This is a genomic window from Streptomyces sp. NBC_00691 (genome assembly GCF_036226665.1).
Lineage (GTDB): Bacteria > Actinomycetota > Actinomycetes > Streptomycetales > Streptomycetaceae > Streptomyces.
Window position 1 is genome coordinate 3,667,289 of sequence record NZ_CP109007.1, and the last position, 24,395, is coordinate 3,691,683.

Genomic DNA, 24,395 nt, shown 5'->3' on the forward strand with positions numbered 1-24,395 from the left:
ACGCGGGGCCGGGACTCAGGACGACGACGGCGGGGGTTCCTCCGTCGTCGGCGGCGGGGTCGTCGGCTCCGCCGGGCCCGGGTCCGTCGTGGTCGGCGGGGGTTCCTCCGTCGTCGGCGGCGGCGTGGTCGGCTCCGTGGTCGGCGGATTCGTCGGCGGATCGGTCGGCTCGGTCGTCGGCGGTTCCTCCGTCGTCGGCGGCGGCGTGGTCGGCTCCGTCGTGGGCGGGCTCGTCGGGGGCGTGGTGGGCTCGGTCGTCGTCGGCGGGGGTGTCACCGGGTCGACGACCGGCGGCGGCGCGCTCTGGCCGCGTCCGCCGATCCTGACCACCGCACCGGAGGGGTTCACCCCGATCCGGGCGCTCCACGCGCCCCGCGGTTCACGGTCGTGGTCGACGCGGACGGTGATGGTGATCGTCTCGCCCGGGCGGAGGGTGCCGGAGGCCCGGCTCACGTACAGCCAGGGCGCGTCCGTCCACAGCGACCAGTCGACGGCAGAGCCGCCGGAGGCGGTGAGCGTGAGCAGCGTCAGATCGCCGTGCCCGCGCGCGGAGACGGTGATCCAGCCGGCGGCGGGCTCGCCCGGGGCGCTGGGGCCCGTGGGGGCGGGGGGACCGCCGGGGCTGAGCACCTCCACGGAGACGTCGGGAGCACGGCTGCCCCGGGTGAAGCGGGGCTCGGGGGTGGTGCGGGCGTTGCCCGCGTTCTCGTAGCGGTCGTACGGGCGGGCGTCGGGGCCGTCCGGTTCGTCCGCCTCGCGCGCGCTGATCCGGGATCCGTCGCGGGCGCTCGTGTCGGCGACCGGGGTTCCCCGGTAGGAGGTCCACAGGGCGAGGACGGGCGCGGCGACCACGGCCGCGACGACGGTGGTGGTCACCGCGCGGGCCCGCAGCCGGTCGCGACGGGCCACATGGTCCTTCGGGTCCATCGGGAAGCCGGTCGGCGAGAAGCGCGGGGCGCCGGCACGCGCGCGGGGGACGTGCAGCATCGCCATGTACGCGGCGGCCCGGGGGGCCTCGACGAGCGGCAGCCGGGCCTGCGGCAGTGATCCGGCGCCGGGCCAGGGGCCCGCGGCGCCGACGCGCTCGGCGGCCTTCCGGCAGCGGGGGCAGTCGTCGACGTGCCGGACGAGTTCCGCGCGCAGGGCGGCCGAGAGCAGCACCTGCTGGTCGCCGGTGAGCCGGGCCACGGTGGGGCAGCTGCCGGTCTCGACGACGGCGAGGGCGGCGCGGGTGCGCTCGACCTCGCAGCCGGCGGTGGCGAGGAGCTCGCGGGCGGCGGGCGGATCGAGCGAGAGCACGGCGGCGACCTGACGGTGGCTGAGACCGTGCCGTACGGCCAGTTCCAGGGCCTCGCGCTGCTCGGGCGTGGTGCCGGCGGCCTCGGGCCAGGCGAGCCGGGCGAGTTCGGCGCGGCGCCGCTCGGCGGTCTCCTCGGGCACCCGGGGCGGCTCGGGGGCGGTGACGGCGGGGCGTCCCGTGTGGGCGCCCTGGCGGCGTCGTCGCTGCTCGCCGAGGCTCCGCAGGCACGCCCAGCGGGCGAGGGCGTACAGCCAGGCCGTACGGCCGTCCTCGTCCGAGGGGCAGCGGCCGTGGTGGCGCTCGGCGACGGCGAGGACGTCACCGAGGACGGCGGTGGCCGTGTCGTGGTCGCAGAGCACGGAGAGGCAGTACGTGAAGAGTCCGTCGAGGGCGGCCTCGTAACGGGCGGGGGGCCTCCGGCCGAGCGTGCGCGGTCCCTGGTCCGTGGCGCGGTGCGCCCGGTGTGCGCCGGTGGTGCGTGCGGGGGAGTCCAGCCTGCTGCTCGTCACCGGTCGACCGTAGGCAGCACGGGGGGCGCTTTTCGTACCGGTCGCGTTCTTCTCATTCTTACGGGTGAAGGTATCGCTCGAAAGGGGACAGGAATCAAACATTCCGGGGCCCTGGGGAGACGCGGCGTCCGCTGTCGGTGGGGGCCGCTACGGTGGCGACATGGCTGCCCGTACGAAATCGACCAAGGACCGGCCGTCCTACCGCTGCACCGAGTGCGGCTGGCAGACGGCCAAGTGGCTCGGCCGCTGCCCCGAGTGCCAGGCCTGGGGGACGGTCGAGGAGTACGGCGCGCCCGCCGTCCGGACGACCGCGGCCGGCCGGGTCTCCACCGCCGCGCTCCCCATCGGGCAGATCGACGGCCGGCAGGCGACCGCCCGCTCGACCGGCGTCGACGAGCTGGACCGCGTCCTCGGCGGCGGTCTCGTGCCCGGCGCCGTCGTGCTGCTCGCGGGCGAGCCGGGCGTGGGCAAGTCCACCCTCCTGCTCGACGTGGCGGCCAAGGCGGCCAGCGACGAGCACCGCACGCTCTACGTCACCGGCGAGGAGTCCGCGAGCCAGGTCCGGCTGCGCGCCGACCGGATCAACGCCCTCAGCGACCATCTGTACCTCGCCGCCGAGACCGACCTGTCGGCCGTCCTCGGGCACCTCGACGCCGTGAAGCCCTCGCTGCTGATCATGGACTCGGTGCAGACCGTGGCCTCCCCCGAGATCGACGGCGCGCCCGGCGGCATGGCGCAGGTCCGCGAGGTCGCCGGCGCGCTCATCCGGGCCTCCAAGGACCGCGGCATGTCCACGCTCCTCGTCGGCCATGTCACCAAGGACGGGGCGATCGCCGGCCCCCGGCTCCTGGAGCACCTGGTCGACGTCGTGCTGAGCTTCGAGGGCGACCGGCACGCGCGCCTGCGGCTGGTCCGGGGTGTGAAGAACCGGTACGGGGCGACCGACGAGGTCGGCTGCTTCGAGCTCCACGACGAGGGCATCACGGGCCTGGCCGACCCCTCCGGCCTCTTTCTGACCCGGCGTGACGTGGCCGTGCCGGGCACCTGTCTGACCGTCACCCTGGAGGGGCGGCGTCCGCTCGTCGCCGAGGTCCAGTCGCTGACCGTGGACAGCCAGATCCCGTCCCCGCGCCGGACCGTCTCCGGTCTGGAGACCTCCCGGGTCTCGATGATGCTGGCGGTCCTGGAGCAGCGCGGCCGGATCAGCGCGCTGGGCAAGCGGGACATCTACAGCGCGACCGTGGGCGGTGTGAAGCTGACCGAGCCGGCCGCCGACCTGGCGATCGCGCTCGCGCTCGCCTCAGCGGCGAGCGACACCCCGCTGCCGAAGAACCTGGTGGCGATCGGCGAGGTCGGCCTCGCCGGTGAGGTCCGGCGGGTGACCGGCGTCCAGCGCCGGCTCGCCGAGGCGCACCGGCTGGGCTTCACGCACGCGCTGGTCCCCACGGACCCGGGCAAGGTGCCGCCGGGCATGAAGGTGACGGAGGTCGCGGACATGGGCGACGCGCTGCGGGTGCTGCCGCGCAGCCGGCGCGCGAAGGCGCCGGAGGGGGCGGAGAAGTAGCGGAGGGTCCCGCGTTCCCCGCGCCGGGCCCGCGGTCCCGGGAGGCGTCGGCGGGAGGGGTCCGGACGGGGCCGAGGTGCTCGACGCCTAAAGTTCACACCGTGCGAACGGTTCGCTCCGTACGCTTCGCAAAGACGCGGAGGGTTAGGTCCGTGTCGGGGCGGGGACCCCTTTCGGACCACCCTGATCGGTCGGGGGCGGGGGGCGACAGGGTGGTGTCGCTAGACTTTGCCCTGGTCTCGCCCATCCGTACGAGCCGGAGGAGTGCAGTGGCAGCCAAGGACGGGGCATCGGCTCCTGGAAAGTCCGGCGCGGGCTCCGGCAACGAAGCGCTGATGCGCGCCGCCCTGAGCGCCGTCGCGCCGGGCACCGCGCTCCGTGACGGCCTGGAGCGGATCCTCCGCGGCAACACGGGCGGTCTCATCGTGCTCGGCCTCGACAAGACGGTCGACTCGATGTGCACCGGCGGTTTCGTGCTGGACGTCGAGTTCGCCGCCACGCGCCTGCGGGAGCTGTGCAAGCTCGACGGCGCGCTCGTCCTCGACAAGGACATCACCAAGATCCACCGCGCGGGCGTGCAGCTGGTCCCGGACGCCTCCATCCCCACCGAGGAGACCGGCACCCGGCACCGCACCGCCGACCGGGTCTCCAAGCAGTGCAACTACCCGGTCGTCTCCGTCTCCCAGTCGATGCGGCTGATCGCGCTGTACGTGGACGGGGAGCGCCGGGTCCTGGAGGAGTCGGGCACGATCCTGTCCCGTGCCAACCAGGCGCTCGCGACCCTGGAGCGGTACAAGCTCCGGCTCGACGAGGTGGCCGGCACGCTCTCCGCCCTGGAGATCGAGGACCTGGTCACGGTCCGGGACGTCACCGCGGTCGCGCAGCGGCTCGAGATGGTCCGCCGGATCGCCACCGAGATCGCCGAGTACGTGGTCGAGCTCGGTACGGACGGGCGGCTCCTGTCGCTGCAGCTGGACGAGCTGATCGCGGGAGTCGAGCCGGAGCGCGAGCTGGTCATCAGGGACTACGTGCCGGAGCCGACGGCCAAGCGCTCGCGGACGGTCGCGGAGGCGCTCACCGAGCTGGACGCGCTGACCCACACCGAGCTGCTCGAACTTCCGGTCGTGGCGAGGGCTCTGGGTTACAGCGGTTCGCCCGAGACCCTCGACTCGGCCGTCTCGCCGCGCGGCTACCGGCTCCTCGCCAAGGTGCCGCGGCTGCCGGGCGCGATCATCGAGCGGCTCGTGGAGCACTTCGGCGGGCTGCAGAAGCTGCTCGCGGCCAGTGTGGACGACCTCCAGACCGTGGACGGCGTCGGCGAGGCCCGCGCCCGGAGCGTGCGCGAGGGCCTGTCCCGACTGGCGGAGTCCTCGATCCTGGAGCGGTACGTCTAGGACGTACCGCTCGCGTCCGCGGAGGGTTCGGCCGATCGTTTCTTCGGCGAGCAGGCGATCGGTCCTCGACGGTCGGATGGCCGGCCCCCGCCGAGCGTGCGACCGGCCGACCGGTCCGCGCCGAGCGCGCGATCAGTCCTTGGCGAGCGTGAACGAGGCCGGGAGAACCTTCGCGCCCGGCATCGTCGCCTCCACGAGGTAGGTGCCGGGGGTGGCCTGGCCCGCCGGGGCGGTGGCGCACCGCGGGGCGCTGCGCCCGCGGTCCCACTCCACGGTGTGGGTGACGGTGGCGCCCGCGCGGACCCGCAGCAGGATCGGGTCTCCGGGGCGGGGGCAGTCCGCGGAGGACCAGATCTCGTCGTCCTGCTTGTCGCTGATCGTCAGGACCGCGGCGCGGGGACCGAAGTCGGCCTTGCAGTCGGCCTTCGAGGCGTTCCTGGCGACGAGGTGGAAGCGGGGCTTCTCTCCCGCCTCGTAGCTGACCTTGGTGCTGCGGAGCGTCAACTGCAGTGACCCTGAGGGGCAGTTCGGGAGCGGGGAGTCGGCCGGGACCTGCTGGCCCGCGCCGGTGCCCGCGCCTCCGTCGCCGCCCGCGCCGTCGGTGTCGCCGTTCTTGCCGCCGTCGGTCCCGGCGGCCGTACCCGCGTCCGTGCCGGCGTCGGCGCCCGAGCCCGGATCCGTACCGGAGCCGCCCGGGCCGCCGTTGCCCCCGGGGGCCTCGCCGGAGTCGCCCGACTCGTCGCGGCCGCCCGGCTGTTGGCTGATCGCCTCGCCGGTGCCCGAGGGGCCCGGAGTGATGGAGGGAGGGGTGGGAGAGGCGCCGTTGGCACCGTCGTTCGTCTTCTTCCCGCCCCCGTCACCGGAGGTGACGGCCCATACGGCGAGGAGTGCGAGAAGCGCCACCAGGCACGCAGCCACCGCCCTCCGTCGCCAGTAGATGGTGGAGGGAAGCGGCCCGACCGGATTGCGCAAAGATCCCACGACCCGAACCTTACGAGAGATCCGGGCCAACTCCCGCCCCACCCGCCGCCCGAGACATCAAGTTTTGCCGATGATCACATCCGTGGGTTCCGGGAACTTTTCCCGGAACGGTGCTCCCGTGCTCGCGCGGCCCCGACCTAAACCGGCGGGAACCGGAGCGAATCGTGAACACCCCCACTTTCGTCGGGGGTCGCTCTGGCCGTTGGCCCGGGGCGGGGCACTCCGAATTCCGGTTAGCGTCTTTCACCATGAACACCCTCCTCGACCTCTCCGACCGGCTCTATCTCGATGTCGCCGACTTCGCCCACGCGACACCCCACTGGTTCCAGTGGCTCGCCGAGGTCTGGACCGAGGCCGGACTTCTGCTGTTCGGCGTGCTGTTCCTGGCCGGCTGGTGGCGCTCCCGCGAAGGGTCGAGCCGGATGATGGCGCTCGCGCTGCTCGCCCCGCTCGCCACGGCCTTCGGGTACGTGGTGAGCGAGTCGCTGAAGTCGCTGGTCGACGAGGACCGCCCGTGCCGTGCCGTCCTCGGGGCGCCCGACGCCCTCATCACCTGCCCGCCGTACGGCGACTGGTCCTTCCCCAGCAACCACTCGGCCATCGCCGGCGCGGCAGCGATCGCGCTCGCCCTCTCCTGGCGCGGGATCGGCTGGCTGACCGTGCCGATGGCGCTGCTCATGGCCTTCTCCCGGGTCTTCGTCGGCGTGCACTACCCGCACGACGTGACCGTCGGTCTGTTGCTCGGCGGTCTGGTCGCCTTCCTCGTCATGCGGACGGCGGTCCGGCCGGTGGGCGCGCTGGTGGAGACGGCCCGGTCGAGCCGGAGCTCCGCAGTGGTCTGGTGCGCGGGGCGCGGGCCCCGCGCTCACGCCCCCGCGCGCGCCGAGGACACCCCGCGCGCCCGCCACGGCGCGTACTGATCACGTCGGGGACGTGCCAGGATCGGAGGTGCCATGACTTCCATCGACGCTCCCCACACGCCTGCCGCCCCCGCCGCCGCCGAAGCCCCCGGGGCCCTGGAGGACGCCGGGGCCCCCGCGGCGTCCGCGGCCCCCTCGCTCCCCACTCCCCCCGCCGAGCTGCACGGGCCGGTCCTCGCCTGGTTCGACCGGCACGCCCGCGACCTGCCCTGGCGCCACCCCGAGGCCGGGGCCTGGGGTGTCATGGTCAGCGAGTTCATGCTCCAGCAGACGCCCGTCGTCCGGGTGCTCCCGGTGTACGAGCAGTGGCTGGCGCGCTGGCCGCGCCCGGCCGATCTGGCCGCCGACGCCCCCGGTGAGGCGGTCCGCGCCTGGGGCCGGCTCGGTTACCCGCGCCGGGCCCTGCGGCTGCACGCGGCGGCCGTGGCCATAAAGGAACGGCACGGCGGCGACGTACCGAGCGATCACGGGCAGCTGCTCGCGCTGCCCGGCATCGGCGAGTACACGGCGGCCGCGGTGGCCTCCTTCGCCTACGGGCAGCGGCACGCCGTCCTGGACACCAATGTGCGCCGGGTCTTCGCGCGGGCGGCCACCGGCGTCCAGTACCCGCCGAACGCGACGACGGCCGCGGAGCGCCGGCTCGCCCGCGCGCTGCTGCCGTCGGACGAGGCGACGGCCTCCCGCTGGGCCGCCGCCTCCATGGAGCTGGGCGCCCTCGTCTGCACGGCGAAGAACGAGGACTGCGGGCGCTGCCCGATCTCCGGGCACTGCGCCTGGCGGCTGGCGGGGAAGCCCGCGCACGACGGCCCGCCGCGGCGCGGGCAGACGTACGCAGGGACCGACCGGCAGGTCCGGGGCCGGCTCCTGGCGGTGCTGCGGGAGTCCACCGAACCGGTGGCGCAGGCGGTCCTGGACACGGTCTGGGACGAGCCGGTGCAGCGGGCCAGGGCTCTGGACGGTCTGGTCGCCGACGGCCTGGTCGAACCGCTGGACGGCGGGCTGTACCGGCTGCCCGTGGCCTGAGCCGGGCTCGGGCCGGACGGATCCGGGGGCGTCGAGCACGCGCCCGGCCCGGCCGCCGCCGGCCGGCCCCGGACCTCCCGCAGCGCCTCCCCTCCCCTGTTACACAACCGATGGGTAGCCGTGCGTCCACCGACGGCTGCCCCGCACAACCCCGTGACAACCGCTCCGTAGCGTCATCGACGACACGAGGAACGAAGCAGGTCACGGGGTTCGGAGGCGGTTCGGATGAGGCATGGCGAGGTGCTCGATTTCGAGGAGTACGTACGCACGCGGCAGGACGCGCTGCTGCGCAGCGCACGTCGTCTCGTGGCCGACCCCGTCGACGCCCAGGACCTCCTGCAGACGGCCCTCGCCCGTACCTACGGCCGCTGGGACGGCATCGCCGACAAGTCCCTGGCCGACGCCTACCTCCGCCGGGTCATGATCAACACCCGGACCGAGTGGTGGCGCTCCCGCAAGCTCGACGAGGTGCCCACCGAGCAGCTGCCCGACGCCCGCGTCGACGACGCGACCGAGCAGCACGCCGACCGGGCCCTCCTCATGGACATCCTGAAGGTCCTCGCGCCGAAGCAGCGCAGCGTCGTCGTCCTGCGGCACTGGGAACAGATGAGCACCGAGGAGACGGCGGCGGCGCTCGGCATGTCGACCGGTACGGTGAAGTCGACGCTCCACCGGGCGCTCGCCCGGCTCCGCCAGGAGCTGGAGAGCCGTGATCTCGACGCCCGCGCCCTGGGGCGCACCGGAGAGCGGACGACCGTACGAGGCGACGAACGGGGGCGGGAGCGGTGCGCGGCCTAGACGGCGAAGCCGACGGCAGAAGACACGACGGCGAAGGCGACATCGACGGCGAAGGCGGCCCCGGCGGCGGCGACCGGTACGGAACCGGGCGGCGCCGCCGGCGCCGTACCGCCAAGGCGGCGAGCATCACGGCGGCGGCCGGGCTCGTCGCCGTCGGGCTGTCCATGGCCGCCTGCTCCACCGGCGGCACCGGCTCCCGGGACGAGGGCGCGGCCGCCACCAAGGAAGTGGCAGCGGCGGCTCCCACCCCCTCGCCCTCGGGCGACGGCGCGCAGCGGTCCGACGAGCGGGTGGACCCGATCGAGCTCCTGAAGGCCGATCCGAAGATCGAGGAGCGGTTCAAGACCGATCTGAAGCCCTGCGTCGCGGACGCGTACCCGGTGGACGCCTCGTACGGGAACCTCACGAACGCGCCCGCGCCCGATGTCGTCGTCAACGTGATGACCTGCGGTGATGCCGTCGGCATCGGTACGTACGTCTACCGGAGGCAGAGCGACGGCTACGAGAACGTGTTCATGGCGGAGGACGCCGCCGTCTACGCCACGATCGACCGGGGCGAGCTCGTCGTCACCAAACAGGTGTACGCGAAGGGCGACCCGGTCGCGTATCCCTCGGGCGAGGACGTGATCACGTACCGCTGGTCGGGGAACAGATTCACCCAGCACGACTGGGTGCACAACGACTACAGCCGGGCCGTCGGTGACGGCGAGGCCGTCCAGCCCGCGCCGAGCGAGCCCCCCGCCAACTGAGCCGTACACCCCCACCCGCAGAGAGATCCGAAGGGCACGCACGATGGCCGAAACCCATGTCCTGTTCGTCGAGGACGACGACGTCATCCGTGAGGCCACCCAGCTCGCCCTGGAGCGGGACGGCTTCCGGGTCACGGCCATGCCCGACGGGCTCTCCGGCCTGGACGCCTTCCGGGCGCAGCGGCCGGACATCGCCCTGCTCGACGTGATGCTGCCCGGCATGGACGGGGTCAGCCTCTGCCGCCGGATCCGCGACGAGTCGACCGTGCCGGTGATCATGCTGTCGGCGCGCGCCGACTCGATCGACGTCGTCCTCGGCCTGGAGGCCGGGGCCGACGACTACGTCACCAAGCCCTTCGACGGCTCCGTGCTCATGGCCCGGATCCGCGCCGTCCTCCGCCGCTTCGGGCACGCGGGCGGCGCCGGCGAGCGCGGCGAGGAGGCGCCGGACGGCGGCGGCCTCCTCGTCTTCGGCGATCTGGAGGTCGACACCGACGGCATGGAGGTGCGCAAGGGCGGCTCCCCGGTCGCGCTGACGCCGACCGAGATGCGGCTGCTCCTGGAGTTCTCGTCGGCGCCGGGCACCGTGCTGTCCCGGGACAAGCTCCTCGAGCGGGTCTGGGACTACGGCTGGGGCGGCGACACCCGGGTCGTGGACGTCCACGTCCAGCGGCTGCGCGCCAAGATCGGCCAGGACCGGATCGAGACGGTCCGCGGCTTCGGCTACAAGCTCAAGAGCTAGGGCGGCATGATCCCCACGACACCCCCCGAGACGGGCACGCACCGGTGAAGCTGCGCCCCCTCCGTACCGGCGTCCGCTGGAAGATCGCCGTGGCCATCGCGGCGGTCGGCGCGCTGATCGCCATCACCCTGAGCGTGGTCGTGCACAACGCCGCCCGGATCTCGATGCTCGACAACGCGCGCGAGGTCCAGATGGAGCGGCTGCTCTTCGCCCAGCGGATGTACGAGACGTCGAAGCCGAAGGAGCCGCGCTTCGGCACCAAGATCAACGACCCGTCGCTGCCGGGCCAGCTCGACCAGCTGATGCGGGACAAGCGGCGCGGTACGTACGTGCAGGAGCACCGGCACGGCGGGCCGCCCGACGTGTGGGCGGCGGTGCCGCTCGCCAACGGCGACGTGCTCTCGCTGCACATCCCGTTCGCCGACCGCAGCGCCACGATCATGAACGATCTGGACCGGGCCCTCGTCATCGGCTCGGTCTCGGTGGTGTTCGGCGGCTGCGCCCTCGGCGTGCTCATCGGGGGCCAGCTGTCACGGCGGCTGCGGAAGGCCGCTGTCGCGGCCGGCCGGGTCGCCCAGGGGAACACGGACGTCCGGGTCAGGGAGGCCGTCGGCGGGGTCGTACGGGACGAGACCGACGACCTGGCGTGGGCGGTCGACGCCCTCACCGACGCCCTCAACGAGCGGATCGAGGCCGAGCGGCGGGTCACCGCCGACATCGCGCACGAGCTGCGCACCCCGGTGACCGGGCTGCTCACGGCGGCCGAGCTGCTGCCGCCGGGGCGTCCGACCGAGCTCGTACGGGACCGGGCGCAGGCGATGCGGACACTGGTCGAGGACGTGCTGGAGGTGGCCCGGCTCGACAGCGCGTCGGAGCGGGCCGAGCTCCAGGAGATCGCGCTCGGGGAGTTCGTGGAGCGGCGGGTGCGGGCGCTCGATCCCGAGGTGGTCGTCCGGGTCGTCCACGACTCCTGGGTGAACACCGACCCGCGGCGCCTGGAGCGCGTCCTCGGCAATCTCCTCGCGAACGCCGCCAAGCACGGCAAGCCGCCGGTGGAGGTCACCGTCGAGGGCCGCGTCGTGCGGGTCCGCGACCACGGGCCCGGTTTCCCCGAGGCGCTGCTCAAGGAGGGCCCGAGCCGCTTCCGTACGGGGACGAGCGACCGCGCGGGGCAGGGCCACGGCCTGGGCCTGACGATCGCCTCCGGCCAGGCGCGGGTGCTGGGCGCCCGGCTGACCTTCCGGAACGTGGCCTCCGAGGTGGCGCCGAACGGGGTGGGCGGGGCGATCGCGGTGCTGTGGCTGCCGGACCACGCGCCGACGAACACGGGCAGCTTCCCGATCCTGCGGCCCGCGGACTGAGGGGTCCTGCCGGGTGGGGCCGGCAGACCGGGAGGGGCCTGCCGGGTACGGCCGACGCACCGAGGGTCTCGGGGCGGACGGGCAGCGGTACGGCGGTGGGGCCGGTCCTGTGTCAGGACCGGCCCCACCGCCGTACGCGCGTACCTCTCACGAGGTGATCAGACCGTCTCGGCGACCTTCACCTTGTCGTCGCCCTCGGCGGCCTTCGGGGCCGTCGCCGGACCGGCGCCGCGGAGCGCCACCTCCTTGACGAAGAAGGCGAGGACCAGGCCGAGGACGGAGACCGCGGAGGCGACCAGGAAGGCGCCGTGCGTGCCCGTCGCGACCGCGTGCTGGTAGGCCTCGCGGAGCGCCTCCGGCAGCTTGGCCAGGCTGGCCGCGTCGAGCTGGGCCGTCCGCTCGGTGAGGCCGGATCCGCCGCGCGCCGCCATCTCGTCCTGGACGCGGCTCGTGAAGAGCGCGCCCATGATCGCGACGCCGAAGGAGGAGCCGAGCGTCCGGAAGAGGGTGGTGGACGACGAGGCGACGCCCATGTCCTTCATCTCGACGCTGTTCTGGGCGACCAGCATGGTGATCTGCATCAGGAAGCCCATGCCGGCACCGAGGATCGCCATGTAGACGCCGGAGATCAGCCGCGAGGTGTCGGTGTCCATCGTGGAGAGCAGGAACAGACCGACCGTCATGAGCACGCCGCCCACGATCGGGAAGATCTTGTACTTGCCGGTGCTGGTGGTGAAGCGGCCGACGACCAGCGAGATGACCATCATCGACAGCAGCATCGGCAGGAGCAGCAGGCCGGAGTTGGTCGCCGAGGCGCCCTGGACGGACTGCTGGAAGATCGGCAGGTAGAGCACCGCGCCGAACATCACGAAGCCGGTGATGAAGCCGATCAGGGACATCAGCGTGAAGTTGCGGCTGCGGAAGATGTGCAGCGGCATGATCGGGTCGCTCGCGCGGGTCTCCACCCAGAGGAAGGCGGCGAGCGAGAGCGCTCCGCCGACCGCGAGGCCGACGATGGTGGCCGAGCCCCAGGCGTACTCGGTGCCGCCCCAGGTGGTGACCAGGACGATCGCGGTGATGCCGACGGTCAGCAGCGCGGCGCCGAGGAAGTCGATCCGGGTGCCCGTGGCGCGCTTCTTCTTCGGCAGGTGCAGCACGGTGGTGACCATGGCGAGGGCGACGGCGCCGAGCGGCAGGTTGATGTAGAAGGACCAGCGCCAGCCCCAGTGGTCGGTGATGGTGCCGCCGACCAGCGGTCCGCCGATCATGGCGAGGGCCATCACGCCGGCCATCATGCCCTGGTACTTGCCGCGCTCGCGGGGCGGGATGAGGTCGCCGATGATCGCCATGACGCCGACCATGAGGCCACCGGCGCCGAGGCCCTGGATGGTGCGGAAGCCGATGAGCTGGCCCATGTCCTGAGCCATGCCGCTGAGCGCCGAACCGATCAGGAAGATCACGATCGAGGTGAGGAAGACGCCCTTGCGGCCGAACATGTCGCCGACCTTGCCCCACAGGGGCGTCGAGGCGGCGGTGGCCAGGGTGTAGGCGGTGACGACCCAGGAGAGGTGCTCCAGGCCGCCGAGCTCGCCGACGATGGTCGGCATCGCGGTGCCGATGATCATGTTGTCCAGCATCGCGAGGAGCATCGCGATCATCAGGGCGAGCAGAACGACGCGAACGCTGCGCGGCTGCGGTTCCGTCTCCCCCTGTGCCGGTGTCGCTGTGGCTTGCGTCGTCATCTTCTTCCCTTACTTGCCGCCCGGCTAGTTACTACACTGGGGACGGTAGACCTGTAACTTGCCGGTCGTCAAGTAAGTTCTTTGGAAAGTGGAGGGCAGTCATGGCCCGAGGCAACACCCGCCAGCGCATCCAGGACGTGGCCCTCGACCTCTTCGCCGAGCAGGGCTACGAGAAGACCTCCCTGCGCGAGATCGCGGAACGCCTCGACGTCACGAAAGCGGCCCTCTACTACCACTTCAAGACCAAGGAAGACATCCTCGTCGGGATCTTCGAGGACCTGACCCGACCCATGGACGACCTGATCGCCTGGGCCCAGGACGAGCCCCGGACCCTGGAGACCCGGCAGGAGGTGCTGCGCCGCTACCAGGTGGCCCTGCGCGCGGCGGCCCCGCTCTTCCGCTTCATGCAGGAGAACCAGGCGACGGTCCGCGAGCTGAGCGTCGGCCTCACCTTCAAGGAGCGGATGCTCGCGCTGACCGGGCTGATCCAGGAGCCGGACTTCGCGATGGTGGACCAGGTGCGCTGCGTCAGCGCGATCTTCACGCTGCACGCGGGCACGTTCTTCCTGCAGAACCTCGAAGGCGACCCCGAGGAGAAGCACAGGGCCACCCTCGAGGTCGCCCTCGATCTGCTCAACCAGGCCCACCGGGCCTCATGAGGTCTGTTCGTACGGCTCAGATGGAGACGCCGTGGGACCGCAGGAAGGCGGCCGGGTTCACGGCGGAGCCGTAGTTCGGGGTCGTACGGATCTCGAAGTGCAGGTGGGGGCCGGAGGAGTTGCCGGTGTTGCCCGAGAGGGCGATCTGCTGACCGACGAGAACCTTCTGGCCGATGTGCACCTTGATCTTCGACAGGTGGGCGTACTGCGAGTACGTGCCGTTGGCGTGCTTGACGACGATCGCGTTGCCGTACGCGGGGCCGTCGCCGCCACCGTTCGGGCCGGCCTTCACGACGGTGCCGGTGCCCGCGGCCTTGACCGGGGTGCCGACCGGAACGGCGAAGTCCTGGCCGGAGTGCTTGTGGGCCCACATGGCGCCGCCCTGGTTGTAGCTGGCGCTCAGGGTGTACGCGGCGACCGGCTTGACCCAGGCCGCGGCCTTCTTGGCGGCGACCGGCTTCACGGTGACCTTGACCGCGGCGGCCTTCTTCGCGGCCGTGGCCTTCGCGGCGGCGGCCTTCACCTGGGCGGCGACGTGCGCCTGGGCGTCGGCCTGAGCGGCGACGGCGGCGGACGCGGTGACCGCGACCGGGGCGGCGGCGGCCTTGCCCTCGGCGGCGAAGGCGGACCCAGCTCCGGTCACCATCGTCGCCCCCAGGCCGGCGGCGGCAAGAGCGACGACGGTGACACGGGCGGCGGGGTTCATGCGCTTCGACATACGGGGGAAACCTCCGGGGAAGTACGGGACCCGACGCGAACGGTGCTCTGCGTCGGGCTTGCTCATCCTTGGTAACCCGGACCCCCATCCAGCCCAAAACACCCCATCTACGACATCAGGTCGTAGCGATCTCCACGGAAGTTCCGCCCTTGACGGCCTCCGGAGCCACCTTCGAAATCGGACATACCGGCACAAGAGAACCGGTTTATCCGCATGTCACGGAGGCCCGAACCGCGCAAAACGCCGTCCGGCGTCCGGTTCGGGACCCTCGGGGACCAAAGTCCCGGTGGTTCAGTCCTGAACGTCCCGAATCAGCACCAAAGGTCGCCACTATTCCGGTTAGTACCCCTCAAAACCCCTGTGCGCCTTGTCACCAGGCACCGGCCGCCAATGGGACCTGGGTCACGCGACCGAGCCGCCCGGAAGGCCCTTCCGCGCCGTTCCGGCCCTCCGCGCCCGTATCCCGTGACGCACGCCCAGCCCCTTCCCCCCGCCCCCGAAATACGCATATGAGCTGACCGCCCTCCCCCTCCCCCGCTACGTTCACCGTCATGACCGACATCGAGCTCGCCGACGCCATCGAATCCGTACGCGATCAACTCGTCGAAGCGGCCGGCCGCGCCACCGGCAAGCCCGTCGCCTTCGAGGTGGGCGACATCGAGATGGAGTTCACGATCGAGCTCCGCAAGGAGGTGAAGGGCGGGGCCAAGGTCAAGGCCTGGGTCGTCGAGGCCGGCGCCGACGCCTCCCGCACCCGGGGCGACACCCACCGCGTCTCCTTCACCCTCAAGCCGCGGAACGCCACGACGCACGGACCCTGGCTCGTCGGCAACGACGACGAGGCGGACCTGTCGGACTTCGACGGCCCGGCGGCACGATGAGCCTGCGGGTGTACGCGGTGATGGGCCGGCAGCAGGGCACCGGCACCCTCGTCGGCCGCGACCTCATCCTGACCAGCGCCCATGTCCTGGGCGGTGCCCACCACGCCACGGTCCTGACGCCCGGCAGCGACAGCACCCGTCGATTACGGGTCGTCTGGTCGGACGACCGCCTCGACGCCGCGCTCCTCCAGGACACCGCCAGACACTCCCCGGCGGCCCGGCTGAGCGTGGTCGCCACCGACCGTCCGGTGCCCGGCTGCGAGATCCTCGGCTTTCCCCGCGTCCAGCGGTACGACGGCCAGAAGCCGGATCTCGACCAGTTCACCGGCACCGTCCTGCCCATGGCCGGGCTCCTGCGCCGCACCCTCACCGTAGAACTCGACCATCCGCCCGCCGACGCCGACGAGGACGGGCCCTCGCCGCTCGCCGGCCTCTCGGGCGCCCCGGTCTTCGCCGCCGGCGGGCTCATCGGCATCGTCCGGGCCGTGCCGCGCCGACGCGGCCACCGCCGCCTGGAGTGCGTCCCGCTCTCCGCGATCCTCGCCGACGAGGAGGCGCACGAGTGGCTCGCCCCGTACGTCACCCTCGCGCCGGTCACCCGGACCCACCCGCACGACCAGCCCTACGAGGAGGAGTACGCGGAAGCCGTCGGAGCCGTCTACCGCCGCACCCGGATCTTCGGCCTCGACGAACTCGGGAAACGCGCCTCCGAATGGGACCTCGACACGGCCTACCTCTCCCTGGAAGCGGCCTCCAAGGACCCCTGCTCGCCCGGACCCGTGCCGCAGCGCATCGACGACCTGCTCGCGTCCCGGCCCCGGGTCCTCCTCCGAGGCGATGCCGGGGCGGGAAAGACCACCCTCGTGTGGTGGCTCGCCGCCCACGCCGCCGCCGGGACGCTCGGAGCGAACCTCGCCGAGCTGAACGGCCTCGTCCCCTTCGTCGTACCTCTGCGGTCGCTCCGCGCCCGGGGTACCGACTACCCCACCCCCACCGAGCTGGCCGGCGTCTCCGGCCTCATGATCGACCCGAGCCCCGAGGGCTGGGCCGGGCGGGTACTCTCCGCGGGCCGGGGCCTGCTCCTGGTCGACGGGCTGGACGAGGTCCCGGCGGAGGAACGCGAGGCCGCCCACACCTGGCTCTCCCGGCTCCTCGCCCGCTACCCCCGTACCCGCTGCGTCGCGACCGTTCGGCCCTTCGCCGTGGCACCGGACTGGCTCGGCTCCGAGCAGTTCGAGGAACTCAGCCTGCTCCCCCTCCGGGACGCCGACATCCAGAAGTTCGTCGCCGCCTGGCACGAGGCCGCCCGGCTCGACGGCGACCCCGACAGGAACCTCGTCGGCCTCGAACACGACCTGGCCCAGCAGTTCCGCCACAACCCGGCCCTGGCCGACCTCGCCCGGACCCCCCTGCTCTGCGCCGTCATCTGCGCCCTGCACCGGCTACGGGAGGGCTTCCTGCCAGAGACCCGCTGGTCGCTCTACTCCTCGGCGCTCCAGATGCTGCTCGGCACCCGCGACGAACGGCGCCGGATCGACGCCCCCGACGGCATCCGCATGTCGGTGGAGGAGCACACCCAGCTCCTCCAGCGCCTCGCCGCCTGGCTGGTCCGCGGCGGCCAGACCGAGTTCAGCCGGGAACAGGCCCTCCACCAGCTCACCCGCGCCCTGCCCGGCATGCCGAGGGTCGCGGAGCAGGGCGGCCCCGAGGAGATCCTCACCCACCTCCTGAACCGCAGCGGCCTCCTCCAGGAGCGCACGGACGACGTCTTCCACTTCGCCCACCGCACCTTCCAGGACTTCCTCGCCGCGAAGGAGCTCGTCGAGGACGACCAGCTCAAGGAGGCGCTCCGGCACGCCCACGACCAGCAGTGGCACGACGTCCTCGTCCTCGCGGCCGGCCACTGCACCCGCCGGGACCTGCCCGTCCTGGTCGAGGGCCTCCTCACGGCCGGATCGAGCACCCGCAGACGGGACCTCAAGACCACGCTGTACGTCCTGGCGGCCCTGTCCGCCCAGCACGCGGCCTGGCTGGACGGAAGGCTGCACGAGCGGGTCAGAAACGCCGTGCGATCGGTGATGCCGCCGCGGAACCGGGACCAGGTGAACCAGCTGGCCCGCCTCGGCGGCTACGTCCTGCCCTTGCTCCCCGAGCCCGACAGGGTGGCGAAGGACGCCCTGGACCAGACGACGCGGCTGATCTCGAGCGTCGGCGGGGCGGAGGCACTCCCCTACGCCCGCGCGTACGCCGAGTGCGGCGCGGCCTTCCTGCTGGCCGCCGACTGGAGCTTCTTCCCCACGGAGGCCTACGCCCGCGACGTGCTCTGCCACGTGCCGGACTACTGCGGGATCTTCGTGTCACGGCGTGACCAGCTGGCGCACCTTCACCATGCGCCCCAGCGCGTCGGCCTTCACTTCTGGGGCTCCTTCGAGCCGGCCGACATCGCCCGGAGTCTCGTCGGCCGAGAAGTCGGCGCGGCGCTCTCGTTCGGATCCAACACCCTGCTCGAGGACCTGACGTTCCTGCGGGACGTGGACCTGTCGGCCCTGGAGGAGCTGGCACTGCGGGTCTGCCCCGCTCTGATGGACCTGAGTGGAATCGACGGTCTGACGCATCTGAGGAAGCTCGTTCTGGTGGCGACACCCGATCCCTCGTGGCTGCCCCCGGAGGGCCGGCTCGACCTGACCCCGCTGTCCCGCCTGCCGGACCTGCGAACCACGCTCAGCGGGTTCCCGGCGCGGCGGCTCATCGGCGCCGCCGCCCTCGGTGACCGTCTCACCGTCGAATGACGAAGGGGCGGCCCCGGAACCAGCTGGTTCCGGGGCCGCCCCTTCGTGCTCAGTCGCTCCGAACGCTTACGCGTCCTTCGAAAGGTTCGGGCCCGTGCCGCCCGTCGCCTCGATCGGCGGGGCGTCCGGCAGAGCCGTCTTCTCCTCGCCGCGGAAGGTGAAGGTGCGCTCTTCGCCCTCGCCCTCCGTGTCCACGACCACGATGTGACCGGGGCGCAGCTCGCCGAAGAGGATCTTCTCCGAGAGCGAGTCCTCGATCTCGCGCTGGATCGTCCGGCGCAGCGGCCGGGCGCCCATCACGGGGTCGTAGCCCTTCTTGGCGAGCAGCTCCTTCGCGGACTGGGAGAGCTCGATGCCCATGTCCCGGTCCTTGAGGCGCTCGTCGACGCGGCCGATCATCAGGTCGACGATCTGGAGGATGTCGTCCTGGGTCAGCTGCGGGAAGACGATGATGTCGTCCACACGGTTGAGGAACTCCGGGCGGAAGTGCTGCTTCAGCTCGTCGCTGACCTTGGCCTTCATCCGCTCGTAGTTGGACTTCGTGTCGCCCTGGGCGGCGAAGCCCAGGTTGAAGCCCTTCGAGATGTCCCTGGTCCCGAGGTTGGTCGTCATGATGATGACCGTGTTCTTGAAGTCCACGACCCGGCCCTGGGAGTCGGTCAGGCGACCGTCCTCCAGGATCTGGAGAAGGGAATTGAAGATATCGGGGTGGGCCTTCTCGACCTCGTCGAAGAGGACGACGGAGAACGGCTTGCGGCGCACCTTCTCGGTGAGCTGGCCGCCCTCTTCGTAGCCGACGTATCCGGGCGGCGAACCGAAGAGACGGGAAACCGTGTGCTTCTCGCTGAACTCCGACATGTCGAGGGAGATCATCGCGTCCTCGTCGCCGAAGAGGAATTCGGCGAGCGCCTTCGAAAGCTCGGTCTTACCGACACCGGACGGACCGGCGAAGATGAACGAGCCACCGGGGCGCTTCGGGTCCTTCAGACCGGCACGCGTACGGCGGATGGCCCGCGAGAGGCCGATGACGGCGTCCTTCTGCCCGATGACGCGCTTGTGGAGCTCGTCCTCCATGCGGAGCAGGCGGCTGGACTCCTCCTCGGTCAGCTTGAAGACCGGGATGCCCGTGGCGGTCGCGAGGACCTCGGCGATCAGATCGCCGTCGACCTCGGCCACGACGTCCATGTCGCCGGCCTTCCACTCCTTCTCGCGCTTGGCCTTCGCGGCGAGGAGCTGCTTCTCCTTGTCGCGGAGCGAGGCGGCCTTCTCGAAGTCCTGCGAGTCGATCGCGGACTCCTTGTCGCGGCGGACGCCGGCGATCTTCTCGTCGAACTCGCGGAGGTCCGGCGGCGCGGTCATCCGGCGGATGCGCATTCGGGAGCCGGCCTCGTCGATCAGGTCGATCGCCTTGTCCGGAAGGAAGCGGTCCGAGATGTACCGGTCGGCCAGGGTCGCGGCCTGGACGAGGGCCTCGTCGGTGATGGAGACCCGGTGGTGGGCCTCGTACCGGTCGCGCAGACCCTTGAGGATCTCGATGGTGTGCGGCAGCGACGGCTCGGCGACCTGGATGGGCTGGAAGCGGCGCTCGAGGGCCGCGTCCTTCTCCAGGTACTTCCGGTACTCGTCCAGCGTGGTCGCACCGATGGTCTGGAGCTCACCGCGGGCCAGCATCGGCTTGAGGATGCTGGCGGCGTCGATCGCGCCCTCGGCGGCACCCGCACCCACGAGGGTGTGGAGCTCGTCGATGAACAGGATGATGTCGCCGCGGGTGCGGATCTCCTTGAGGACCTTCTTCAGGCGCTCCTCGAAGTCACCGCGGTAGCGGGAGCCGGCGACCAGCGCGCCGAGGTCGAGGGTGTAGAGGTGCTTGTCCTTGAGGGTCTCGGGCACCTCGCCCTTGACGATCGCCTGCGCCAGGCCCTCGACGACGGCGGTCTTGCCGACGCCGGGCTCGCCGATGAGGACCGGGTTGTTCTTGGTGCGGCGGGACAGCACCTGCATGACCCGCTCGATCTCCTTCTCGCGCCCGATGACCGGGTCGAGCTTGGATTCGCGGGCCGCCTGGGTGAGGTTGCGCCCGAACTGGTCGAGGACCAGGGACGTCGAGGGGGTGCCCTCGGCAGGACCGCCGGCCGTGGCGGCTTCCTTGCCCTGGTAGCCGGAGAGCAGCTGGATGACCTGCTGCCGCACCCGGTTGAGGTCGGCGCCCAGCTTCACGAGGACCTGGGCGGCGACGCCCTCGCCCTCGCGGATCAGGCCGAGCAGGATGTGCTCGGTGCCGATGTAGTTGTGGCCGAGCTGGAGGGCCTCACGGAGCGAGAGCTCCAGGACCTTCTTGGCGCGAGGGGTGAAGGGGATGTGCCCGGACGGGGCCTGCTGCCCCTGCCCGATGATCTCCTCCACCTGCTGGCGGACCGCCTCGAGCGAAATCCCGAGGCTCTCCAGGGCCTTAGCGGCGACACCCTCACCCTCGTGGATAAGGCCCAGAAGGATGTGCTCGGTGCCGATGTAGTTGTGGTTGAGCATCCGGGCTTCTTCCTGAGCCAGGACGACAACCCGCCGCGCGCGGTCGGTGAACCTCTCGAACATCGTTAATCGCTCCTCAGAGCGGTCAGTCAGTTAGGGGTCGATCCCCTCCCTGTCCTTCCGCAGCTTAGTCCCGCAAGCGGGGACCGCTCATTCCAACTGCCGACATCCGTCCGGATCACCCCCTGTTCCGCGGGGAGACCTGCTGCCGAACAGCCGACAAATGCTCCAACCCGATGGTGCGAGACGATGTTCCCGCAGGCCAAGTAGTTACCCGCGCCATCAGTACGCCGATGGCGAACGTGAGACGCCGAAGCCAGCGAGTCGCCCCTCTCCACTAGGAATGTCTTACCCGTAAGGACGGACACTCCATGCGGCGCACCCCGGTTCCCTCCGCTACCAGCGAACACCCTTGCGCTGCCGAATGCACTCGTACGCCCCATCCCGGACACCTTGCGCGTTCGGAGGGGGACCGTGCGTCACCGGGAACGGGGAGTCGGGCGGCCGTCGCGCCCTCTCGGGCGTAACCAACGCGCCCCTCCGGGAGTTCCCCGGACATGCCCTTCACCGTCCCGCTTCCCCGTACGCCGATCGACGGCGGTCTCGCACGGTGGTACGAGCAGGAGCTCGGCTGGGCCACGGTGGCCGGCCCGCCGGTGCAGCTGGTCACGGGAGTGCGCTTCGACGTCCTGGAGCTGCCCGCGACGGCCGGCCGCGGTGTACTGCGCAGGATGGGTCCGGCGATGGGTCCGGTGGCCCTGCTGGGACGCCGGATGCGCCTGCTCGTGGCCGCCGGGAGCGCGGAGGAGCTGCCGGGACTGCTCGACTGGCTCGAATGGGGCGGGATCTCGCTGGATCTCGCCGCGCTGGGCACCGACGGCCGGATGACCGCGCCCCTTCCCCCGGGGCGGGGCGGATCCGGCGCGCCGGGCGCCGCCGTGTGGCTGCGGGCCCCGGCACCGGGCCGCGAGGTCGAGTCCTCGCTGCCGGCGCTGCGGTCCACGCCCTGGGGCGAAGGGACCGCCCCGTGCTTGGTGCGTCTCGTGGCCGCCGCCGCCGCGGAGTGCCACCGGGCGCGGCTGCTGAGTGCCCGGACCCGGGGGCCGGTGGCTCAGCAGCTGTCGCCTCAGCGGTTCGCGTCCTCGTAGGCGGCCTTGATGTCGGCGGGAACGCGACCGCGGTCGTTCACGTTCATGCCGTTCTCCTTGGCCCACGCGCGGATCTTCGCGGTGTCCTGGCTGCCCGTCGCCACGGCGCGGCCCTTGCCGCGTCCACCGGTGGTGCGGCCACCGGTACGACGGCCACTCGTGGTGTACGGCTCGAGCAGGCCACGGAGCTTTTCCGCGTTGGCGGTGGTGAGGTCGATCTCGTAGGTCTTGCCGTCCAGCGCGAACGTCACGGTCTCGTCCGCCTCGACGCCGTCGAGGTCGTCGACAAGAAGGACCTGAACCTTCTGTGCCACCGGATTTCCTTTCATCGAAAATGCAGTACGCGGAAAGGAAACCGCTTTTCCCGGAAAAACACAAACCCCTGGCAGAGGTTCAGAACCCCGGCAACGCGGGAAACGTGCGCGATTCGGACATAGGGTTCCGTCGGGGTTCCCCGCGGGCTTCCGTCCGGCGTTCCACGGGGTTCCGCCGCGTTCCGCGTCACAGGTGCAGAAGCATCCGGCTGTTGCCCAAGGTGTTCGGCTTCACTCGTTCGAGACCGAGGAACTCCGCGACTCCCTCGTCATAGGAACGGAGGAGCTCGCTGTAGACATCTCCGTCGACCGGGGTCTCGCCGATCTCGACGAAGCCGTGCTTCGCGAAGAAGTCGACTTCGAAGGTCAGGCAGAATACCCGCCGCACCCCGAGCCATCGGGCCGTGTGCAACAACTTGTCGAGCACCTGATGTCCTACGCCGGCGCCCTTGAAGTCGGCATCGACGGCGAGAGTGCGGACTTCCGCGAGGTCTTCCCACATCACATGGAGAGCGCCGCAGCCGACGACGGTGGCGTCCTCGTCGCGTTCCGCCACCCAGAACTCCTGGATGGACTCGTAAAGGGTGACGGTCGCCTTGTCGAGCAGGATCCCGCGCTGGACGAAGGGATCGACGAGACGGCGGACCGCGGCGACATCTCCGGTACGCGCCCTGCGTACGGTGACGGCTTTGGCGGAGGCCGCGGAGGCGGCCGGGGAAGCGGACGGCGACATGGGGGGACGCTATCGCCCCGGAGCCGCGGTTATCGCTCCTGGGCCCCGGTACCGCCGGTTCCGGGGGTACCGTCGGCCACCCCGGTCCCCTCGCCGGGAGCGGCGGGAGCGGGGGCGGGAAGCGGGTTGTCCCGCTGGACGATGCGGATGGCGTCGTTCAGGGCCTCACGCTGGTCCTGCGACATCATCCCGAAGAAGGCGACGAGCGCGGCGGCCGGGTTGTCGCTCTGAGCCCATCCCTCGTTCATCAGCGCGGCCGCGTAAGCGGCACGGGTGGAGACCGCCGTATATCGATAGGCACGGCCTTCGACTTCTCGGCGGACCCAGCCCTTCTGATGGAGATTGTCCATGACGGTCATGACGGTGGTGTAGGCGATGGACCGTTCCTGCTGAAGGTCCTCGAGAACTTCTCGGACGGTCACCGGACGGTTCCATTGCCAGACGCGCGTCATGACGGCGTCTTCGAGCTCTCCCAAAGGACGGGGCACAACGCCACTTTAGTGCGCAAAGAGTCGATAACAGGCCATTGACGGAGGGAAACACGACAAAAAGGACGTACGACCTCGAAGGGTCGTACGTCCTGGGGTACCGCGGTGGGCCGTGGCCCGTGGTCCGTGCCGGACCTCAGCCCTTGGCGCCGTTGTCCGCCGACTGCCGCACGGCCTCGGCGCGGGCGATCGCGGCGTCCACGATCGCGTCCTCCTTGGCCTTGTTCGGCCCGCCCTGGCTCTTGATGATGATGGCGACGACACCGAAGAAGAAGATGGCCATCACGATGGGCGGCACGAGCGCGGATACGTAGTCCATGGCGACCAGACTAGCTATCCGGCGACCCGCTCCTCCGGCGGGGGCGGGGGTACGGGCCTCCGGCGTGGCGGGAAGACCTCGGACGGCTTGGGCACCGGACGCTCGCCCGGGGCCGGCGGCCTCGGCTTGGGCTCGTCGGCCGCGCGTCCGCCGGGCAGGGCGAGCAGTCGGGCCCGGGGTGCCGAGGTGGCGGCCGCGGGGGTGGCGGTGGCCTGGGAGACCCGGGCCAGGCGGGCGCGGACCGAGCGCTCGGCGAGGATCTGGCAGCGGCCGAGCAGCGCGGCGGCGGCCGGGTTGCGGCGCAGTGCGCGCAGGGCCGCGAGGTCGTCGGCCGCGGGGTCGTACCCGGCGGCGAGGGCGTCCTGGAGAAGCTCCAGGTAGCCGCTGAGCGACCCGGGCAGCGCCTCCCGATAGCGGGCCAGGTCGTCGAGGAGGAAGGCGCGCAGTCGGCCGGCCTCGCGTACGGCCTCGTCCACGGATTCGGCCAGGAGCAGCGCGTCCTGGACGTCCTCGTCCTGGAGGGGGGCGGGGTGGAGGGCGACGGCGAGGGCACGGCGGAGCACACGCAGCTCGTCCGCGCTGAACGCCATGCCGCCGCGGGATCCGTATGGCGTGGGCATGGGCCGACGATACGCGCTAATCGGACAATTTTCTCTTAGCGATCATTCCGGCGCGCCGATGCCGGGCGGGGGCCGCCGGAACGGAAGAGCGGGCGGAAGAGCGGGGGCCGGCGGGGC

Annotated in this window: 22 protein-coding genes; 12 read left to right on the top strand and 10 right to left on the bottom strand. The window is 71.7% G+C overall.

The annotated features are described in order from the left end of the window. Positions 1-15: 15 nt before the first annotated feature. The gene (locus OG392_RS16405; RefSeq protein WP_329280016.1) at positions 16-1,809 is read right to left on the bottom strand and encodes a BACON domain-containing protein; all 1,794 of its coding nucleotides are present in this window, start codon (positions 1,807-1,809) and stop codon (positions 16-18) included. Between the two features lie 160 nt (positions 1,810-1,969). Between OG392_RS16405 and radA the strand changes: the two genes are divergently transcribed. Together radA and disA are read left to right on the top strand one after the other, a co-directional pair. Next, a complete protein-coding gene (radA, locus tag OG392_RS16410; protein WP_329280018.1) occupies positions 1,970-3,373 on the top strand; it encodes a DNA repair protein RadA in 1,404 nt (467 codons plus the stop codon). Positions 3,374-3,642: 269 nt separating this feature from the next. Beyond that, positions 3,643-4,767 carry a DNA integrity scanning diadenylate cyclase DisA gene (gene disA, locus OG392_RS16415; protein WP_329280020.1) on the top strand — a complete coding sequence of 375 codons (1,125 nt, stop codon included), beginning with the start codon at positions 3,643-3,645 and terminating at the stop codon, positions 4,765-4,767. A gap of 132 nt (positions 4,768-4,899) precedes the next feature. Here disA and OG392_RS16420 read toward each other — a convergent pair whose 3' ends face one another. Further along, entirely contained in the window at positions 4,900-5,748 is an 849-nt protein-coding gene (locus OG392_RS16420; protein WP_329280022.1) for a hypothetical protein, read from the bottom strand. A 248-nt stretch (positions 5,749-5,996) separates the two neighbouring features. On the opposite strand from OG392_RS16420, the gene OG392_RS16425 reads away from it, so the two are divergent. The 6 genes from OG392_RS16425 (at position 5,997) to cseC (ending at position 11,341) form a co-directional block, all read left to right on the top strand. Next, positions 5,997-6,668 (top strand): phosphatase PAP2 family protein, encoded by a 672-nt coding sequence (locus tag OG392_RS16425; RefSeq protein WP_329280024.1) that lies wholly within the window; start codon positions 5,997-5,999, stop codon positions 6,666-6,668. Between the two features lie 33 nt (positions 6,669-6,701). Next, entirely contained in the window at positions 6,702-7,691 is a 990-nt protein-coding gene (locus OG392_RS16430) for an A/G-specific adenine glycosylase (RefSeq protein WP_329280026.1), read from the top strand. Between the two features lie 225 nt (positions 7,692-7,916). Beyond that, on the top strand, positions 7,917-8,489 hold the full coding sequence (locus OG392_RS16435) for a SigE family RNA polymerase sigma factor (protein WP_329280028.1): 573 nt from the start codon (positions 7,917-7,919) through the stop codon (positions 8,487-8,489). Beyond that, positions 8,477-9,238 carry a hypothetical protein gene (locus OG392_RS16440; RefSeq protein ID WP_329280030.1) on the top strand — a complete coding sequence of 254 codons (762 nt, stop codon included), beginning with the start codon at positions 8,477-8,479 and terminating at the stop codon, positions 9,236-9,238. Before OG392_RS16435 ends, OG392_RS16440 begins: the two co-directional genes overlap by 13 nt. A 43-nt stretch (positions 9,239-9,281) precedes the next feature. Further along, positions 9,282-9,980 carry a two-component system response regulator CseB gene (gene cseB, locus OG392_RS16445; RefSeq protein ID WP_329280031.1) on the top strand — a complete coding sequence of 233 codons (699 nt, stop codon included), beginning with the start codon at positions 9,282-9,284 and terminating at the stop codon, positions 9,978-9,980. A 44-nt stretch (positions 9,981-10,024) separates the two neighbouring features. Next, on the top strand, positions 10,025-11,341 hold the full coding sequence (cseC, locus tag OG392_RS16450; protein WP_329280033.1) for a two-component system sensor histidine kinase CseC: 1,317 nt from the start codon (positions 10,025-10,027) through the stop codon (positions 11,339-11,341). 158 nt (positions 11,342-11,499) lie between these two features. Here cseC and OG392_RS16455 read toward each other — a convergent pair whose 3' ends face one another. After that, positions 11,500-13,083: an MDR family MFS transporter gene (locus OG392_RS16455; protein WP_329280035.1), complete on the bottom strand. Its 1,584-nt coding sequence runs from the start codon at positions 13,081-13,083 to the stop codon at positions 11,500-11,502. 101 nt (positions 13,084-13,184) lie between these two features. Here OG392_RS16455 and OG392_RS16460 point away from each other — a divergent pair, with 101 nt between their 5' ends. Next, positions 13,185-13,742, top strand: a complete 558-nt coding sequence (locus OG392_RS16460) for a TetR/AcrR family transcriptional regulator (RefSeq protein WP_329280036.1) — start codon at positions 13,185-13,187, stop codon at positions 13,740-13,742. A 16-nt stretch (positions 13,743-13,758) separates the two neighbouring features. On the opposite strand, the gene OG392_RS16465 is transcribed toward OG392_RS16460, so the two are convergent. Continuing rightward, a complete protein-coding gene (locus OG392_RS16465; protein ID WP_329280037.1) occupies positions 13,759-14,460 on the bottom strand; it encodes a M23 family metallopeptidase in 702 nt (233 codons plus the stop codon). Positions 14,461-15,011: 551 nt separating this feature from the next. On the opposite strand from OG392_RS16465, the gene OG392_RS16470 reads away from it, so the two are divergent. Both OG392_RS16470 and OG392_RS16475 read left to right on the top strand, forming a co-directional pair. Next, positions 15,012-15,341 carry a trypco2 family protein gene (locus OG392_RS16470; RefSeq protein ID WP_329280040.1) on the top strand — a complete coding sequence of 110 codons (330 nt, stop codon included), beginning with the start codon at positions 15,012-15,014 and terminating at the stop codon, positions 15,339-15,341. Continuing rightward, on the top strand, positions 15,338-18,130 hold the full coding sequence (locus OG392_RS16475) for an NACHT domain-containing protein (RefSeq protein ID WP_329280042.1): 2,793 nt from the start codon (positions 15,338-15,340) through the stop codon (positions 18,128-18,130). The genes OG392_RS16470 and OG392_RS16475 overlap by 4 nt, the downstream gene beginning before the upstream one ends. Before the next feature lie 66 nt (positions 18,131-18,196). Here OG392_RS16475 and OG392_RS16480 read toward each other — a convergent pair whose 3' ends face one another. Further along, the gene (locus tag OG392_RS16480) at positions 18,197-20,719 is read right to left on the bottom strand and encodes an ATP-dependent Clp protease ATP-binding subunit (protein ID WP_329280044.1); all 2,523 of its coding nucleotides are present in this window, start codon (positions 20,717-20,719) and stop codon (positions 18,197-18,199) included. A 494-nt stretch (positions 20,720-21,213) separates the two neighbouring features. Between OG392_RS16480 and OG392_RS16485 the strand changes: the two genes are divergently transcribed. Beyond that, on the top strand, positions 21,214-21,804 hold the full coding sequence (locus OG392_RS16485; RefSeq protein ID WP_329280046.1) for an SCO3374 family protein: 591 nt from the start codon (positions 21,214-21,216) through the stop codon (positions 21,802-21,804). Here the strand turns inward: OG392_RS16485 and OG392_RS16490 are convergent. The 5 genes from OG392_RS16490 to OG392_RS16510 form a co-directional block, all read right to left on the bottom strand. Further along, positions 21,783-22,118 carry a histone-like nucleoid-structuring protein Lsr2 gene (locus OG392_RS16490; RefSeq protein WP_030324199.1) on the bottom strand — a complete coding sequence of 112 codons (336 nt, stop codon included), beginning with the start codon at positions 22,116-22,118 and terminating at the stop codon, positions 21,783-21,785. The two genes, OG392_RS16485 and OG392_RS16490, sit on opposite strands and share 22 nt — an antisense overlap. Before the next feature lie 187 nt (positions 22,119-22,305). Continuing rightward, positions 22,306-22,851, bottom strand: coding sequence for an amino-acid N-acetyltransferase (locus OG392_RS16495; protein ID WP_073907834.1), 546 nt, complete (start codon positions 22,849-22,851; stop codon positions 22,306-22,308). 29 nt (positions 22,852-22,880) lie between these two features. Then, positions 22,881-23,339, bottom strand: coding sequence for a BlaI/MecI/CopY family transcriptional regulator (locus tag OG392_RS16500; RefSeq protein WP_329280049.1), 459 nt, complete (start codon positions 23,337-23,339; stop codon positions 22,881-22,883). Positions 23,340-23,475: 136 nt separating this feature from the next. Further along, positions 23,476-23,658 carry a hypothetical protein gene (locus tag OG392_RS16505; RefSeq protein WP_329280052.1) on the bottom strand — a complete coding sequence of 61 codons (183 nt, stop codon included), beginning with the start codon at positions 23,656-23,658 and terminating at the stop codon, positions 23,476-23,478. A 14-nt stretch (positions 23,659-23,672) separates the two neighbouring features. Further along, positions 23,673-24,248 carry a hypothetical protein gene (locus OG392_RS16510; protein WP_329287311.1) on the bottom strand — a complete coding sequence of 192 codons (576 nt, stop codon included), beginning with the start codon at positions 24,246-24,248 and terminating at the stop codon, positions 23,673-23,675. Positions 24,249-24,395 lie beyond the last annotated feature (147 nt).

Coding starts and splice junctions, on each gene's coding strand:
- radA (WP_329280018.1), top strand. CDS start 1,970: ATGGCTGCCCGTACGAAATCGACCAAGGACCGGCCGTCCTACCGCTGC.
- OG392_RS16425 (WP_329280024.1), top strand. CDS start 5,997: ATGAACACCCTCCTCGACCTCTCCGACCGGCTCTATCTCGATGTCGCC.
- OG392_RS16430 (WP_329280026.1), top strand. CDS start 6,702: ATGACTTCCATCGACGCTCCCCACACGCCTGCCGCCCCCGCCGCCGCC.
- OG392_RS16435 (WP_329280028.1), top strand. CDS start 7,917: ATGAGGCATGGCGAGGTGCTCGATTTCGAGGAGTACGTACGCACGCGG.
- cseB (WP_329280031.1), top strand. CDS start 9,282: ATGGCCGAAACCCATGTCCTGTTCGTCGAGGACGACGACGTCATCCGT.
- OG392_RS16455 (WP_329280035.1), bottom strand. CDS start 13,083: ATGACGACGCAAGCCACAGCGACACCGGCACAGGGGGAGACGGAACCG.
- OG392_RS16460 (WP_329280036.1), top strand. CDS start 13,185: ATGGCCCGAGGCAACACCCGCCAGCGCATCCAGGACGTGGCCCTCGAC.
- OG392_RS16465 (WP_329280037.1), bottom strand. CDS start 14,460: ATGTCGAAGCGCATGAACCCCGCCGCCCGTGTCACCGTCGTCGCTCTT.
- OG392_RS16470 (WP_329280040.1), top strand. CDS start 15,012: ATGACCGACATCGAGCTCGCCGACGCCATCGAATCCGTACGCGATCAA.
- OG392_RS16475 (WP_329280042.1), top strand. CDS start 15,338: ATGAGCCTGCGGGTGTACGCGGTGATGGGCCGGCAGCAGGGCACCGGC.
- OG392_RS16480 (WP_329280044.1), bottom strand. CDS start 20,719: ATGTTCGAGAGGTTCACCGACCGCGCGCGGCGGGTTGTCGTCCTGGCT.
- OG392_RS16485 (WP_329280046.1), top strand. CDS start 21,214: ATGCCCTTCACCGTCCCGCTTCCCCGTACGCCGATCGACGGCGGTCTC.
- OG392_RS16495 (WP_073907834.1), bottom strand. CDS start 22,851: ATGTCGCCGTCCGCTTCCCCGGCCGCCTCCGCGGCCTCCGCCAAAGCC.
- OG392_RS16505 (WP_329280052.1), bottom strand. CDS start 23,658: ATGGACTACGTATCCGCGCTCGTGCCGCCCATCGTGATGGCCATCTTC.
- OG392_RS16510 (WP_329287311.1), bottom strand. CDS start 24,248: ATGGCGTTCAGCGCGGACGAGCTGCGTGTGCTCCGCCGTGCCCTCGCC.